This window comes from Paenibacillus sp. V4I3 (assembly GCF_030817215.1).
Taxonomy (GTDB): domain Bacteria; phylum Bacillota; class Bacilli; order Paenibacillales; family NBRC-103111; genus Paenibacillus_E.
In genome coordinates this window covers 5,945,994-5,961,789 of sequence record NZ_JAUSZA010000001.1, presented here as the reverse complement: position 1 = coordinate 5,961,789, position 15,796 = coordinate 5,945,994, and the positions used below count along the sequence as shown (strand labels likewise).

Genomic DNA, 15,796 nt, shown 5'->3' with positions numbered 1-15,796 from the left:
AACTCTTGTGCAAATATACGGTTTATTGTATATTTATACATGAATCCACAAGCGAATCAGCGGCAAAGCCGTAGTGGCGCTAGCGTGGGTTTTATGCATTTTGTTGCGATTGGTGGGATGACAGTGAATCTATCAACTACAGTGTCCGTTAGAAAAGCTTCGATAAGTGATATTGAGAAGCTGCATGATATTATACAAGGCTATGCCAAGCAGGGGATTATGCTGCCACGGAGCAAAGAGATGCTGGAGGAGCAGATCGACACTTTCGTTGTCGCTGAATCGGATGGCTTGCTAATTGGCTGCGGCTCCCTTACACAACTTGGGCCTGATCTTGTTGAGATTCGCTCACTTGGGATGACCCAAGGCTACAAGGGGCAAGGAATCGGCGGAAAACTTGTGAACTTCTTAGTTGAAGAGGCAAGGAGCCAAGGAATTATTAAAGTGATGGCGCTCACGTATGAAGTAGCTTTTTTTCAAAAAAACGGCTTTACCCTCGTGCCCAAAGAGATTTTCCCAGAGAAGGTTTGGAAAGATTGTATGCATTGCAAAAAACAGTATTGCTGCGACGAAATCGCCGTACTTAAACGTTTGGATTGACTTGACAACAGACCTTAGGGTCTGTTATTTTTGTATTAGGATTTAGCACTCACTAAATACGAGTGCTAACGAAAGTGGCAAATAGTGATTTGTGAAGAGGAGGGGTACCTTATGTTGACGGAGCGTCAGCGCATGATTTTAAGTGCTATCATTGATGATTATGTTCGTTCAGCAGAGCCAATTGGTTCGCGAAGTATTTCGAAGCGGGGCAATGTCGGATTCAGTCCGGCGACGATCCGTAACGAGATGTCTGATCTCGAAGAAATGGGTTATTTGGAGCAGCCCCATACGTCCGCAGGTCGTATACCCTCGCACAAAGGTTATCGCTATTATGTCGATCATATTCTTCAACACGGTACTTTGCATAATAACGATTTGGACTCCATGAAGGGTGCTTTTGCCGAACGCATTCAAGAGATGGAAGGTGTGATCCAGCATGTTGCGGGAATGCTCTCCAGTCTTACGAATTATACATCGATCGTGCTTGGCCCTGAGGTATTCAGTACAACGCTGAAACACCTACAGATTATCCCACTTACAGAGACGACAGCCGTTGCCATTATTGTTATGAACACGGGTCATGTGGAGAATAAAACAGTTTCCATTCCTGAAGGCATACGGATGTCTGAGATCGAGAAGGTCGTTAATATTCTGAATGCAAAGCTTAAAAATGTACCGTTGATAGAGTTTAAATCCAGGCTTTATAATGAAATTTCGAGCGAGTTAAGCAAATATGTGAACGGGTATCAAGAGCTTCTTGCGGTTGTGGAAAGTGTACTTCAAAGTAATGAGAAGGATCGCGTCTTCCTAAGCGGTATGACGAATATGCTGACTCAACCCGAGTTCAAAGATGTTGACAAAGTCAAGAGCATTTTTGATTTATTGGAAGAAGCACCAACCCTTATCAAATTGTTTACATCGTCAAATGAAGGCATTGAGATTAAAATTGGTGCTGAAAATAGTATTGAAGCTATCAATAATTGCAGCTTAATAACGGCTTCCTATTCAATCGGTGATAAGCCTCTTGGAACGATAGGGATTTTGGGTCCTACCCGAATGGAATACGGCAGGGTCATTAGCTTAATGGAGCATTTGTCGAAGCATCTTGAAGTCGTCCTTGGGCGTTGGTATGGCAAATGAGCGGAATGAAAACAGTTCATAGCGAGGGAGAGGAACGTTACTCTACGCTGGTCAACAATGCTGCCGCTGTAAGAGCGATTTGTTCTGCAGTCGAGGGGACACTTGGACCCAAAGGTCTCGATACCATGTTAGTTGGTGGGCAGGGTGAAGTCATTATTACCAATGATGGTGTAACAATTTTGGAAAAAATGGACGTCACCCATCCCGCGGCCAGGTTGATGATTCAGGTCGCACGCAGCCAGCAGCGCCAAATCGGCGACGGTACAACGACGGCAACGGTTCTTGCCGGAGCTTTGGTGCAAGAAGGCGTCGCTCAGGTGACGCGCGGTGTACCGGTCGCGAAAGTCGTCAGCGGAATGCTGCAAGGCATCGAGCTGGCGGTAAAAAGCTTACAAAGCCGAAGCCGCGCGATTGTCGGTTTAGGTGATAGCGCGCTGAAGCGCATTGCTATCACAGCCGGTAGGGAGCAAGCGGACATCGCAAAGCTCATCGTTCAGGCAGCCGAAGCGGTCGGTGAGGCGAAGCTCCGCGAAGACGGCTACCGCTTCGCAGACAGCGTGCTCGCCCACGAAGAGGCGAGCAGCGAGGTATGGACCGGCATTCTGCTGAACCAGAAGCCGATGAACCTGCATCTCGAGCACGAGCTGCGCGATGCTCGAATCCTCGTGCTGCATGATGCTCTGGAGCCTGAGACGGTCAGCGAAGAAGCGCTGGTCACCGAGGCAGGCTTCCAGCGCTACATGCAGCTGCGGGAGCAGTTCCGCAGCAGCCTAAGCTCGCTGCTGGAACTTGGCGTCGGTCTGATTGCATCAGACCGCGGGGTTGACCCAGAGGCGGAGCAGTTCTGCTCCGACCATGGCATTATCGTGCTGCAGCGGCTGTCCCGCAGGGACATGCAGCTGCTGAGCGAGCACACCGGCGCTAGGCCGGTGCGGCGCACAGCGCTGCGCAAGAGCGCGCCGGAGCTCGGCGCCGCCCTCGGGCACGCGGGCTATGCCGCGTACGACGAGCGGCTGGAGCGCGTGCGCGTAGCGCGCGGTCACGGTGAGCAGCACGTGACCGTGATCGTCGGCGCCGCGACACGCGAAGCGGCGCACGAGCGCTCGCGCATCGCGAAGGACGCTGCGTCAGCGGTTCAAGCCGCTGTGCGCGGCGGGTACTTGCCCGGAGGCGGCGCCGCGGAGATGGCGGTCGCCCATGATCTCGAGCGCGTCCGTGAGACGATGAAGGGCATGGAAGGCTTCGGTGTTGCCGCTGTCGCAGGGGCACTTCGCAAGCCAGTGGCCCAGATTGTCGTCAATGCGGGCTACAATCCGCTCGAGAAGGTTGAAGAGCTGAAAGCCGCGCAGATTGCGCTGGAAACCGACAGTCTCGGTATCGATTGCGATACCGGACAAGTAACTGACTTCTTAGAAGCAGGTATTGTGGATCCAGCTGATGTGAAAATTCACGCTCTGCAAGCGGCTGGAGAAGTTGCTGCCGCTGTGCTGCGCATTCATACGGTTATTAAGATGAAACAGCCTTTTGAAGAGGCCTAAAGATGGGCAAACTGACGTCAGAGAGAGTATGATGTATTATGTTTAGGAGGTGAAGGACAATTGAGTACTGGAGAAAACAAAACAGCCGAGCAAGACGTGAACACTACATACGCAGCCGAAGGCGAGCAAGCCGCTGAACAACAAGAAGCGGTGAGCCAAGATTCGCAAGCGGAGGTTTCTGAGGAAACCAAAGAAGTTAGCGAGTTGGATACGGCGCGTATGCAAGCAGAAGAAAACTATCAGCGTTTATTACGCGTTCAAGCGGACTTCGACAACTTCCGCCGCCGCGCTAGAGCGGAGAAGGAAGATTTCGCGAAATACGCTTCGCTTAAATTGATTGAACAGCTTTTACCGATTGTAGATAACTTCGATCGCGCGCTGTCTTCAAGCAAAGAGACGAAGGATTTCGACGCTTTGGTGAAAGGTTTGGATATGACGTACCGCGGCATTGATCAACTGCTAACAGCAGAAGGGCTTAAACCGATCGATTCCGTAGGTCAACCGTTCAATCCGGAATTCCACCAAGCGGTTATGCAGGTTGAATCCGAAGAGCACGAAGAAGGTATCGTGGTAGAAGAACTGCAAAAAGGCTATATCCTCAAAGATAAAGTCATCCGACCTGCCATGGTCAAAGTTAGCGTGTAAGAGATCTTATTTTTTCTCAACATTCAAATAAACGAAATGTTCCATAGGAGCAAAAGGAGGCAGCTTTACATGAGTAAAGTAATTGGTATTGACTTAGGTACAACAAATTCTTGCGTTGCCGTAATGGAAGGCGGCGAAGCCGTCGTAATTCCTAACCCGGAGGGTAACCGTACAACCCCTTCCGTTGTTGGTTTCAAGAAAGATGGCGAGCGTGTAGTTGGTGAAACAGCAAAGCGTCAAGCAATCACAAACCCAGACAAAACAATTAGCTCCATCAAGCGTCACATCGGTACTAACCACAAAGAACACATCGATGGCAAAGATTACACACCACAAGAAATCTCAGCTATTATTCTGCAAAAGCTGAAAGCTGATGCTGAAGCTTACCTTGGTCAAACCGTAACTCAAGCCGTTATTACGGTTCCTGCTTATTTCAATGACAGCCAACGTCAAGCTACAAAAGATGCTGGTAAAATTGCTGGTCTTGAAGTTCTTCGTATCGTCAATGAACCAACTGCAGCAGCACTAGCTTACGGTTTGGAAAAAACAGAAGATCAAACGATTCTCGTTTATGACCTTGGTGGCGGTACATTTGACGTATCCATCCTTGAATTAGGCGATGGTTTCTTTGAAGTTAAAGCAACAAGTGGAGACAACAAGCTTGGCGGCGACGACTTCGACCAAGTCATCATCGATTACCTCGTAGCTGAATTCAAAAAAGAGCAAGGCATCGACCTTTCCAAAGATAAAGCAGCGGTACAACGTTTGAAAGATGCAGCTGAAAAAGCGAAAAAAGAGCTTTCCGGCGTTCTGACAACAACCGTTTCCCTGCCGTTCATTACAGTAGCTGACGGCGTTCCTCAGCATTTGGAGTTGAACCTAACTCGTGCGAAGTTCGAAGAGATTTCCGCTAGTCTTGTTGAAAGAACACTTGGACCAACTCGTCAAGCACTGCAGGATTCCGGTTTGTCCACTAGCCAAATCGATAAAGTAGTTCTTGTTGGTGGATCCACACGTATCCCAGCGGTTGTTGAAGCGATCAAAAAATTAACTGGAAAAGAGCCTCACAAAGGCGTTAATCCAGATGAAGTTGTTGCCCTTGGTGCAGCTGTTCAAGCTGGTGTATTGACAGGTGAAGTGAAAGACGTCGTTCTTCTTGACGTAACACCACTTTCTCTTGGTATCGAAACAGCTGGCGGTGTGTTCACGAAAATGATCGACCGCAACACAACGATCCCTACAACGAAATCACAAGTGTACTCCACTTATGCAGATAACCAAACTAGCGTTGAGATTCACGTGCTTCAAGGTGAGCGTTCGATGGCTAGCGGGAACAAAACACTAGGCCGTTTCATGCTTGGTGATATTCCTCCAGCTCCGCGTGGCGTTCCACAAATCGAAGTTAGCTTCGATATCGATGCGAACGGTATCGTTAACGTGTCTGCACTCGACAAAGGAACTGGCAAAAGCCAAAAAATCACGATCACTTCTTCCAGCGGCTTAAGCGATGCAGAAGTTGAACAAATGGTGAAAGATGCGGAAGCTCATGCTGAGGAAGACCGTATCCGTAAAGAGCTTGTAGAAGCTCGCAACGAAGCGGATCAACTCGTATATTCCGTTGACAAAACGATCAAAGATCTTGGCGATAAAGTAGACCAAGGCGAGATCGACAAAGCGAACGCTGCAAAAGAGAAAGTAACAGCTGCACTAGCTGGTAATGAACTCGAAGCGATCAAAAAAGCAACAGAAGAGTTGACAGAAGTCATTCAACAACTTTCCGTGAAGCTGTATGAGCAAGCTGCTGGGGCACAAGGTGCTGAAGGCGATGCTGGTGCTGGCGAAGCCCCTAAAGGCAGAGAAAATGTTGTCGACGCTGACTACGAAGTTGTTGACGAACCCAAAAAATAATCATATCCTATTGAGATGAAGTTTAAAAAGTTGACTTTGAAAGCCATTTTTTAAACACTTATTTGAATGAAAACGTATGAGTCAAAGCCAACAGGAGTTTCTCCGTGGCTTTGACTTTCCGTTTGTAGTCTTGAACATGGGAGTGGAACAATGAGTAAACGTGATTATTATGAGGTGCTTGGGCTAGGCAAAGATGCATCGCAAGATGATATCAAGAAGGCTTACCGTAAAATGGCACGTCAGTATCACCCTGACGTGAACAAAGCCGCAGATGCGGAAGATAAATTCAAAGAAGCGAAAGACGCTTATGATGTACTCAGCGATGATCAGAAAAAAGCTCAGTATGACCGCTTCGGTCATGTTGATCCTAATCAGGGCATGGGTGGCCAAGACTTCAGCGGCGGCTTTGGGGATATTTTTGATATGTTCTTTGGCGGTGGCGGCGGTGGAAACCGTCGTAACCCGAATGCTCCGCAGCGTGGAAATGATTTGCAATACACAATGACGGTTGAGTTCAAAGAAGCGATTTTCGGGAAAGAAACCGATATCCATATTCCTCGAACTGAAAATTGTGATACGTGTAACGGATCCGGTGCTAAGCCAGGTACGAAGCCAGAAACTTGCGGCGGTTGTCACGGCAGCGGTCAGCAGGAAGTGGTACAGAATACGGCGTTTGGCCGTATTGTTAACCGTCGTGTCTGTACGACGTGTAATGGCCAAGGGAAGATCATCAAAGAAAAATGCGGAACGTGTCATGGCGCTGGTAAGGTGAAAAAACAGCGTACCATCCACATCAAGATTCCTGCTGGTGTTGATGATGGCGCACAACTGCGTGTATCCGGCGAAGGTGAAGGCGGAACTCGTGGAGGTCCTGCGGGCGATCTTTACGTCGTTATTCGTGTGAAAACACACGAATTCTTCGAACGTGAAGGCAATGACGTCTATTGTGAAGTTCCATTAACCTTCATGCAGGCAGCGTTAGGTGATGAGATCGAGATTCCAACGCTCACTGAAAAGGTTAAGCTCAAAATTCCTGCTGGTACCCAAACCGATACGTATTTCCGCTTAAAAGGTAAAGGGGTTCCTCACCTTCGCGGCTTCGGTCAAGGTGATCAGCACGTGAAAGTCATTGTAATGACGCCAACGAATCTGACCGAAGATCAAAAGGATTTACTCCGTCAGTTCGGTAAACAAAGCGGGGAAAATACTTCTGAGCAAAATCAATCGATATTTGAACGTATGAAAAGAGCCTTCTTAGGCGATTAATAGCCATCGAGAAGTATGAAACACCCCACAGAGCTTTCACAGAGATTAATCTGTTGAAAGTTTCATGTGGGGTGTTTTTTTTATTTATTCCTTCATTTACAAAATATTTAAATGAGCAAAACACTGTGTTGATGTTCACAACGTAAGCTTGTCTTAGAAGTCTAATAAATTTCTAAGGGAGTTGTACATATCAATGGAAAAAAATATTGACCGCCGTACGTTCTTATCTTACCTCGGTACCGGAGCTGCCGCATTAGCAGCAGCATCTGCAGGACTAGGTACTCTCGAAGGCAAAGCATCCGCTATGTCGCCAACTGCAGACCACTTGTTTGGTTTCGGGACCAACAAAGTAAGCGGTTATTTCGAACCGATTGCGGCATCTAAAGAAGATAAACTGATATTGCCGAAGGGCTACAAATACGATGTAGTTGCAGCATTCGACGATGTGATTAACAGTGCAGGAGATAAGTTTGGTCAATGCGCAGATTATAATGCCTTTTTCCCGATCAACGGATCGAATACACGCGGGTTGTTGGCAACAAATCATGAATACTCCCTCATTTTCTCAGTAGGCCCGGTAAAAGACGGTAAGCTTACGAAAGAACAAATTGAAAAAGATCTTTATTATCAAGGAATGTCCGTCATTGAAGTATTCCAAGATGAGACCGGCACATGGAAAATGGACAAGACTTCTAAATATGCGCGTCGAATTAACGGTTTCACTAAATTTGAACTTACTGGTCCTGCCAAAGGTATTGCGGCATTAAATAACGCAAACACAGTACAAGGGACCTTTGCCAACTGCTCCGGCGGAGTTACTTTATGGAATACGGTTTTGTCTTGTGAAGAAAACTTCACTGAAACTGCTGAATCAGCTGGATTGCCTCAAACGCACTATGGCTGGGTTATCGAAGTGGATCCATTCGACGGTACGTTCTTGAAGAAACATACGGCATTAGGTAGATTCAACCATGAAAACACCGCTATGGGAATTGCTAAAGACGGACGTGTTGTTGTTTATATGGGAGATGACAAGAAAGACGCTTGTGTGTACAAGTTTATTTCCAAATACAAATATGAAGCAGCATTGGGTCGCGGTAATTCCGCTTTGTTATCTGAAGGTACCTTATATGTGGCTAACTTGAAATCCGGCAAATGGATTCCAGTGACGATCGAAGCTGTTACTAAAGCTTTGGCCAATGAGAAGTTCAAAAATCCGGCTGGTATAAGCGGCAAAAGGGAAGATTTGCAAAAGAAATTCCAAAACCAAGGTGATGTTGTTACATACTGTCATGAGGCTGCTCTTATTCTTGGTGGCATGCCTACGGATCGGCCGGAAGATATCGAGATCTCACCATTCGATAACACCGTATTTATCTGCCATACGAACAATGATGCCCACGGTAATATTCATGGTCATATCACACGAATTTTTGAGAAGGATAATGATCTTGGAGCAACAGATTTTGATTTTGAGATATTTGCAGCTGGAGGCCGCCAATCCGGCTTCAGCTCACCTGACAATCTAGCATTCGATTCAAATGCAAATTTATGGGTTGTTACAGACATTTCCTCAAGCAGCCATAATAAAGGCGTGTTCTCATCATTTATGAACAATGGATTATTCGTTATCCCAACCAAAGGTCCAAGCAAGGGTGTTGCCTTGCAGTTTGCCTCAGGACCTGCAGAAAGTGAAATGACAGGCCCATTCTTTACGCCGAATGAACAAACGTTGTTCCTTTCCATCCAGCATCCAGGTGAATTGACTACTGATTTGGCTAAGCCTACAAGCATGTGGCCACACCGTTCAGGTGATACAATACCTCGCTGTGGCGTAGTTGCAATCAGCGGATTCAAACTTGGTTAGTGCATGTAGTAGGTAAGCAGTCCAAAAACGAAATTGTAAAATCCCCACTGCATGGTGGGGATCTTCATCTAATCAGTAGCTATCTACTTAAAAGGAGATCATTCATATGCCATTCGGAAATATCGGTGTAGGCGGACTTATTGTTATTCTGGTCATTGCTCTTATTGTTTTTGGACCTTCCAAATTGCCTGAGCTAGGACGTGCTTTCGGTCGTACGTTAAGTGAATTTAAGAACGGAACTCGCGAACTGTTAAACGGAGATAAGGAAGAAAAAGAAGAACAGAAGAAAGTAGAAGATTTGAAGCCGCATGTAGCTGCAGCTGATAAAAATTAAACAATGTTAAGCGCGGTGAACACTTCCATTAAGCAAGGATCCGTTGTCTTACATCTAGAGGAAATGCGCAAAAGAATTATTATTACGCTTGTCGCCTTTTTTATTTCGTTTTGCGTCGCTTTTGTTTATGTTCAAGACGTATATCGTTGGCTAGTACGTGATGTAGAAGGTAAGCTTACGATACTCGCTCCGTCCGATGTCATTTGGGTATATTTCATGCTTAGCGGTGTTTTGGCTATAGCTATTACGATGCCCATTTTAGCATGGCAAGCTTGGCTCTTTGTAAAGCCTGCGCTTCGTGCTCATGAATATAAGGCGACCCTTGCTTTTATACCAGCTTTAGCTTTGCTGTTTATAATCGGGGTTTGCTTCGGTTACTTTATCATCTATCCGATGGTATATTCCTTTTTGGAAGGGATGGCCGGAAACTTCGAAACGATGTATACGGCTGAGAAATACTTTACGTTCATGGTGAATATGACGGTGCCGTTCGGTGTTTTATTTGAAATGCCGGTAGTCGTGATGTTCCTGACGCAAATTGGTGTGCTTTCACCGAAAAGAATGGCTAAAATGCGCAAACTAGCTTATTTTGTGTTGGCGGTTACCGCTGTAACCATAACGCCACCCGATATCATCTCGGACATTCTAGTCATCATTCCCCTATTCTTGTTGTATGAAATCAGCGTGACCCTTTCCAAATTGATTTATAAAAGGCAGCAAAAATGAATAAGATATCTGAATGTTGTATAAAAGATGACCGTCTGCGAGAGAGGCGGTCATCTTCTTTTTGTGGCATAAAAAAATCATGCTTTGGCACAATAAAAAATGGATGAAAATTCAACGGTGTTTAAAGGAGGTTTACAAATGAATCAGAAACAAAACCAGGATGAGCAAAGCAAGTTGCCTGTGGCAAAAAACGAGGATGTTGAGTTCGCAGCAGAAGTAGCTGATGCCGATGATTTCGAGGCGGCTGAGAGAGCGCAAGCAGCGGATTACAGACAGGAAGAACAGTAATGGCGGAGAAAAGTATTCTCGCCTATTTTCATTCACCGGAGCAAGCAGAGGGAGCAGCTTCCAAGCTGAAAGCACTGCGTGCTATTGACGTTCAGGTAGATCGATTCGGCAGATATGCAGGCAGTGGATTGCAATCCGTGATGAATCCCTATGCGGGGGACTTCGGAAGCTTGGGTTCGTTAACCCAGGCGGCAGATGTATCTACACCAGATGAAGGAATCTTGATTGCGGCAGATCCAGCGGCAAGCGGTTTAAGCGACGGTGGAGGTGGCGGTGTAACGGGAATTGACATTATACTGGCTGTCGTCATCGACGATGCTGTCTATGAGCAGGCGGTACGTGTCATTCAAAGCGCAGGCGGAACTATGTAAGTTCAAAAAAAGCATCTAATCAAAAGGCTATTGCCTGTATGATTAGATGCTTTTCATATATAAAGTGTTTATTGCCCGCTCATGACTTGAACAAGTTGCTCTGGACGGTCCGTAATAATACTGGATACACCGAGTGCAAGCATCTGCTTCATGATAGACGGTTGATTGACCGTCCATACATAGACTTCCTTCTGATGTGTCTCGGCAAGCTTCATGAATGATTCAGTTACGAGGGGATAGGCTGCAGAAATAACATCGTAATCAGAACTCCCCATGATGGCGTCAATGTTTTCCGTGTTCTGCCCCACAATAAGACCGGTCTTAATCTGAGGATTGAGCTTTTTCACGTTATAAAGCAGCTTTGCATCAAATGATGTCACCGTGCATTCCTTTTCAAAGCTGTGTGCTTGGATAATATCGACTGTTTTTTCAGCGAGCAGCTTACTATGGCCGTTATTTTTCATTTCGATATTCAGCTTTATATGACCTTTGGCTAAACCTATGACTTCATCCAGCGTTGGCACGTGCTCATCTAGAAAATCCGAACTAAACCAGTTGCCTGCGCTTGCCTCTTTTAACTCCGATGAGGTTACTTCCCACATGTATTTATTAATTCCCGTCGTACGGAGGGCATTGTCATCGTGCATAACCATGACGACTCCGTCAGCTGACTCTTGGACATCCAGTTCAGCAATACCTGCCCGATCGATGATGGCTTGACGAAAGGAGCGGAGCGTATTCTCGGGCGTGACTGCGGAACTGCCGCGATGTGCGGTAACTTGGCTATAGTTATCCGCAAGCAAGGGTGTTGTTGTGAATGGGGCTACCAACTCAACGGATAGGAAAACAAGCAAGAATAAGAGTGTTTTGAACATGGGAAGACTCCGTTCTAAGGATTAATAATGTCGGACTTGGGGATAAGTTCAGTCTACTTTTCAATCTATCATGAAGGTATTAGGAAGTTGTTAGGAAGAGGAATAATATTAGAGCGCTTACAAGTTGTACGCCATTTTACCCAAGAAGAGAAGTGTAGTACAATAATCAGTGTGAAAATAGCCCAAATAGCCGATTAGGGCTTGGTTTATTTGTAAGTGATAACCGACAGGAGGAGCAATACCGATGCTTTGGCAGGAATTAACTGTACATACGACAGAAGAAGCAATAGAAATGATTACGAACTTTGTTCATGAACTGGGCGCCGGGGGCGTTTCCATTGAAGAATCAGGGACCTTAAACAAAGAGAGAGATACCTCGTTTGGTCAATTGTACGAAACACCTTTTAACGATATCCCAGAGGGAAGAGCCGTCATTAAAGGTTACTTCTACCATGGCACAGATATGGAACCTATCATGGCTAACCTGAAGGAATCTGTTGAGCAGCTTAAAGAATTCGATATCGATACTGGAAATCCTACATTTGAGTTAATAGAAGTTGACGATGAGGATTGGGCGCATGCTTGGAAGCAGTATTTTAAACCTATTCGCGTGTCTGACCGTTTGACGATTAAACCAACATGGGAAGAGTATACGGCTTCGCCTGATGAATTGATCTTGGAGCTTGATCCCGGGATGGCTTTCGGTACAGGTACACATGCGACAACATCTCTTTGTTTAAAAACACTGGAGAAGGTGCTCCAGCCAGGAGACGACGTCATTGATGTGGGAACTGGTTCCGGTATTCTTTCGATTGCAGCTGCGAAGCTAGGTGCGAAGCATGTACTTGCTGTTGACTTGGATCCGGTAGCTGTGACGAGTGCGCTTGATAATACAAAACAGAATCAGCTCGAAGATAAGATTACTGTCAAACTTAGTGATTTACTCGGAGTACTGAAAGAAAGCGAGACCGAAGATGCTGCGCAGCTGGGTGTCACAATTCCTGTACAGCTGGTTGTTGCGAATATTTTGGCTGAAGTCATTGTTCTTTTCGTAGATGATGTGTATGAAGTCTTGCAGCAAGGTGGTTACTATATCACCTCAGGGATTATTACAAACAAAGAAGCTGATGTCGAAAAAGCACTAATTGCAGCCAAATTTACGATCGTAGAGAAAAACTATGATTCGAATTGGGTAGTGATTGTAGCTAGAAAGCTGTAGGTGTCCATACATGGGAGGATTATTGTTTTATGACTGGAGTACATTGCCGTTTGTTATTCTAGTGCTCGTTCTTTCGTTTACCATTCATGAATTTGCTCATGCGTATAGCGCCTATAAATTAGGAGATTCTACGGCTTATCAGTTCGGCAGAGTTTCCTTAAATCCGATGGTCCATCTAGACTTGTTCGGTACGATTATGCTTTTGATTGCTGGTTTTGGTTGGGCGAAGCCTGTACCAGTGAACCGCGGCAATTTCAAGAGTCCCCGCTTGATGGGGATTATCGTAACGGCAGCAGGCCCGCTCAGCAACTTGATTTTGGCATTTATTACATTGTTTGTTATAGCGTTATTTCAGAAATATGGTTGGTTAGAAGGCATGAGTGTGGGTAGTGCCGAAGCTATGCAAGAATTTCTGAGTAAGATGTTAAGCATTAATTTAACCTTGTTTCTGTTCAATTTAATTCCGATTCCACCATTAGATGGTTACCGTATTATTCAAGATCTGGTGGACCTGAGATACACGGAGTCGCTGCAGAAGTTTGAACAATGGGCATCGGTCATTTTCCTGTTAGTTGTATTTGTAAGACCATTACGTGAAGTGACTTTAGATCCCTACTTAAGTTTGGGTGGAGACATCGTCCGCATTTTATCAAAGCCGATTGTTTGGATCTTGGGTATGTAACGGTTCCAAATTCAACCCATTGTAGATTTCCACGACCAAAAAAGGTATGATGGTGAGTGGAAGTTTCACTTCAATATCGAAATGAACGAAGATAGAGAGGCTTAGACTATGCAGCGTTATTTTCTCCCGCCTGAGCAGTTTCACGAAGCTACACATACAGTCACCATAGAGGGAGACGACGCACATCATCTGATTCGAGTCATGCGGGCAGACATTGGAGACAAGATTATTTGCAGTAATGGCGTAGACCGTGAAGTGCTCGCTCGTATTGCGGAGCTGGATAATGGGCAAGCGACCGCAGAAATCGTGGAAGAGCTGCCTATGGATGCTGAAGCGGCTGTTCAGGTGTGGATTGCACAGAGCTTGCCCAAAGGCGATAAGATGGAACTTATTATTCAAAAAGGGACTGAGATCGGGGCAGCCCGGTTTCTTCCTTTTTTATCAGAACGAACGATTGTGCAGTACGATGCAAAGAAAGAAGCAAAACGCACCGAACGTTGGCAGAAGATTGCCAAAGAAGCGGCGGAGCAAGCTCACCGAAATCGTGTGCCGCACGTAGATTCCGTTTATTCTTGGAAGCAGCTGCTGCAGCGTGCGAAGGAAGCGGATGTCGCTTGGATTTGCTATGAGAAGGAAGATGGTCAGCAATTAAAGCCTGCTATTCAGGAAGCGCAAGCGGCCGGTAAATTGGGGCTAGGGAAACAAGTGCTGATTGCGGTTGGCCCTGAAGGTGGTTTTACGGAACAGGAAATTAAGCAGGCTGAAGAGGCTGGCTTCGCTTCCGTGTCGCTGGGGGCACGCATTTTACGCACGGAGACTGCCGCAATGGTAGGTCTTACGTGTCTTTTCTATGAAACCGGAGAGATGGGAGGATAAGCGTTATGGCAACGGTAGCGTTTCATACATTAGGTTGTAAAGTAAATTTCTATGATACAGAGGCCATTTGGCAGCTATTCAAAAATGAGGGTTACGAGCAGGTTGATTTCGAGAATACGGCAGATGTGTATGTCATTAATACATGTACCGTTACGAATACAGGGGATAAGAAGAGCCGCCAAATGATTCGTCGTGCGATTCGTCGTAATCCTGAAGCCATTGTTGCCGTAACTGGATGTTACGCGCAGACGTCACCAGCGGAAATTATGGCGATTCCAGGCGTGGATATGGTGATCGGGACACAGGATCGGGAGAAAATTATTCCGCTCGTGAAACAATTTGAGCAAGATCGTCAGCCGATCAATGCCGTACGCAACATTATGAAAACACGTCAGTTCGAGGAACTGGATGTGCCTGATTTTGCCGATCGGACAAGAGCTTTTCTTAAAATCCAAGAAGGCTGCAATAACTTCTGCACCTTCTGCATTATTCCATGGTCACGCGGATTGATGCGCAGTCGTGAACCGCAAAGCGTTATAGCGCAAGCTGAGCAGCTTGTGGCTGCTGGTTATCAAGAAATCGTACTGACGGGTATTCACACTGGTGGATATGGCGAAGATATTGAGGACTACAGCTTAGCGAAGCTGCTTTGGGATTTGGATAAGGTAGAAGGATTGAAACGGATTCGTATTTCCTCGATTGAAGCTAGTCAAATTACAGATGAAGTCATCGAAGTTCTGAAGTCCTCGGACAAAATGTGCCGTCATCTGCATATCCCGCTGCAAGCTGGCGATGATCAAGTTCTCGCACGGATGCGCAGAAAGTATACAACAGCGGAATTCGCTCGCAAGATCGAACGTCTTCATGAAATCATGCCGGATGTCGCGATTACGACCGACGTTATTGTTGGCTTCCCAGGTGAAACTGAGGAAATGTTCCGCGACGGTTACAAGTTTATGGAGCAAATGAAATTCTCCGAAATGCACGTTTTCCCTTACTCCAAACGGACAGGTACTCCTGCTGCGCGGATGGAAGATCAAGTGGATGAGGAAATCAAAAATGCCCGCGTACACGAGCTGATCGATCTTTCCGAGAAAATGCAGCTTGCTTACGCGCAGAAATTTGTGGGTGATGTGCTTGAAGTCATTCCGGAACGAGCTTACAAAGGCGCTCCTGACAGCGGATTGTACATGGGTTACTCCGATAATTATGTGCAGCTTGTGTTCCAAGGCTCCGAAGATATGATCGGTCAAGTTTGCCGAGTGAAGGTAACGGAAGCCGGTGTTAATGAAAGCAAGGGACAGCTGGTTCGTGTTTTAGAAGCGGCTAATGTCGTGAATTTGTAATGCGTTTCTCTTTAGGCTATAAAATCTACCTCTAAACGTAGTCGCTCATCTTGAATGGCTACGCTAGAGGTTTTCTCATTAAAGGGTTTAAATAGGGAATGGTTTCAAAAATCAAAAG

16 protein-coding genes are annotated in these 15,796 nt (G+C 46.1%); 15 read left to right on the top strand and 1 reads right to left on the bottom strand.

The genetic code is table 11. From position 1 onward, the window contains the following. The first annotated feature begins 123 nt into the window (after nt 1–123). The 11 genes from QFZ77_RS27775 to QFZ77_RS27725 all read left to right on the top strand — a co-directional run bounded on the left by QFZ77_RS27775 (nt 124) and on the right by QFZ77_RS27725 (nt 10,680). A complete protein-coding gene (locus tag QFZ77_RS27775; RefSeq protein WP_307444433.1) occupies nt 124–597 on the top strand; it encodes an N-acetyltransferase in 474 nt (157 codons plus the stop codon). A 111-nt stretch (nt 598–708) separates the two neighbouring features. Next, nucleotides 709–1,737: a heat-inducible transcriptional repressor HrcA gene (hrcA, locus tag QFZ77_RS27770; RefSeq protein WP_307444431.1), complete on the top strand. Its 1,029-nt coding sequence runs from the start codon at nt 709–711 to the stop codon at nt 1,735–1,737. Beyond that, complete coding sequence (locus QFZ77_RS27765) at nt 1,734–3,275, top strand: TCP-1/cpn60 chaperonin family protein (RefSeq protein ID WP_307444429.1); 1,542 nt, start codon at nt 1,734–1,736, stop codon at nt 3,273–3,275. The genes hrcA and QFZ77_RS27765 overlap by 4 nt, the downstream gene beginning before the upstream one ends. Nucleotides 3,276–3,335: 60 nt before the next feature. Then, a complete protein-coding gene (gene grpE, locus QFZ77_RS27760; RefSeq protein ID WP_307444428.1) occupies nt 3,336–3,920 on the top strand; it encodes a nucleotide exchange factor GrpE in 585 nt (194 codons plus the stop codon). 69 nt (nt 3,921–3,989) lie between these two features. Next, nucleotides 3,990–5,828 (top strand): molecular chaperone DnaK, encoded by a 1,839-nt coding sequence (gene dnaK, locus QFZ77_RS27755; RefSeq protein WP_307444425.1) that lies wholly within the window; start codon nt 3,990–3,992, stop codon nt 5,826–5,828. Between the two features lie 150 nt (nt 5,829–5,978). Next, a complete protein-coding gene (dnaJ, locus tag QFZ77_RS27750; protein ID WP_307444422.1) occupies nt 5,979–7,094 on the top strand; it encodes a molecular chaperone DnaJ in 1,116 nt (371 codons plus the stop codon). A 193-nt stretch (nt 7,095–7,287) separates the two neighbouring features. Next, on the top strand, nt 7,288–8,961 hold the full coding sequence (locus tag QFZ77_RS27745; RefSeq protein ID WP_307444419.1) for a PhoX family protein: 1,674 nt from the start codon (nt 7,288–7,290) through the stop codon (nt 8,959–8,961). Between the two features lie 106 nt (nt 8,962–9,067). Further along, a complete protein-coding gene (locus tag QFZ77_RS27740) occupies nt 9,068–9,295 on the top strand; it encodes a twin-arginine translocase TatA/TatE family subunit (protein WP_307444417.1) in 228 nt (75 codons plus the stop codon). A 3-nt stretch (nt 9,296–9,298) separates the two neighbouring features. Further along, nucleotides 9,299–10,021, top strand: a complete 723-nt coding sequence (gene tatC, locus QFZ77_RS27735) for a twin-arginine translocase subunit TatC (RefSeq protein ID WP_307444416.1) — start codon at nt 9,299–9,301, stop codon at nt 10,019–10,021. Nucleotides 10,022–10,159: 138 nt separating this feature from the next. After that, nucleotides 10,160–10,309 carry a YfhD family protein gene (locus QFZ77_RS27730; RefSeq protein WP_307444414.1) on the top strand — a complete coding sequence of 50 codons (150 nt, stop codon included), beginning with the start codon at nt 10,160–10,162 and terminating at the stop codon, nt 10,307–10,309. Continuing rightward, nucleotides 10,309–10,680, top strand: coding sequence for a hypothetical protein (locus tag QFZ77_RS27725; RefSeq protein WP_307444411.1), 372 nt, complete (start codon nt 10,309–10,311; stop codon nt 10,678–10,680). The genes QFZ77_RS27730 and QFZ77_RS27725 overlap by 1 nt, the downstream gene beginning before the upstream one ends. A 68-nt stretch (nt 10,681–10,748) precedes the next feature. On the opposite strand, the gene QFZ77_RS27720 is transcribed toward QFZ77_RS27725, so the two are convergent. After that, nucleotides 10,749–11,555 carry a glycerophosphodiester phosphodiesterase gene (locus QFZ77_RS27720; RefSeq protein WP_307444408.1) on the bottom strand — a complete coding sequence of 269 codons (807 nt, stop codon included), beginning with the start codon at nt 11,553–11,555 and terminating at the stop codon, nt 10,749–10,751. Between the two features lie 244 nt (nt 11,556–11,799). On the opposite strand from QFZ77_RS27720, the gene prmA reads away from it, so the two are divergent. The 4 genes from prmA to mtaB all read left to right on the top strand — a co-directional run bounded on the left by prmA (nt 11,800) and on the right by mtaB (nt 15,678). Then, nucleotides 11,800–12,774: a 50S ribosomal protein L11 methyltransferase gene (gene prmA, locus QFZ77_RS27715; RefSeq protein WP_307444405.1), complete on the top strand. Its 975-nt coding sequence runs from the start codon at nt 11,800–11,802 to the stop codon at nt 12,772–12,774. Between the two features lie 10 nt (nt 12,775–12,784). Further along, nucleotides 12,785–13,456, top strand: coding sequence for a site-2 protease family protein (locus QFZ77_RS27710; protein ID WP_307444402.1), 672 nt, complete (start codon nt 12,785–12,787; stop codon nt 13,454–13,456). A 108-nt stretch (nt 13,457–13,564) separates the two neighbouring features. Next, nucleotides 13,565–14,332, top strand: coding sequence for a 16S rRNA (uracil(1498)-N(3))-methyltransferase (locus tag QFZ77_RS27705; protein ID WP_307444400.1), 768 nt, complete (start codon nt 13,565–13,567; stop codon nt 14,330–14,332). 5 nt (nt 14,333–14,337) lie between these two features. Next, entirely contained in the window at nt 14,338–15,678 is a 1,341-nt protein-coding gene (gene mtaB / locus QFZ77_RS27700; protein WP_307444399.1) for a tRNA (N(6)-L-threonylcarbamoyladenosine(37)-C(2))-methylthiotransferase MtaB, read from the top strand. The last annotated feature ends 118 nt before the right edge of the window (nt 15,679–15,796 follow it).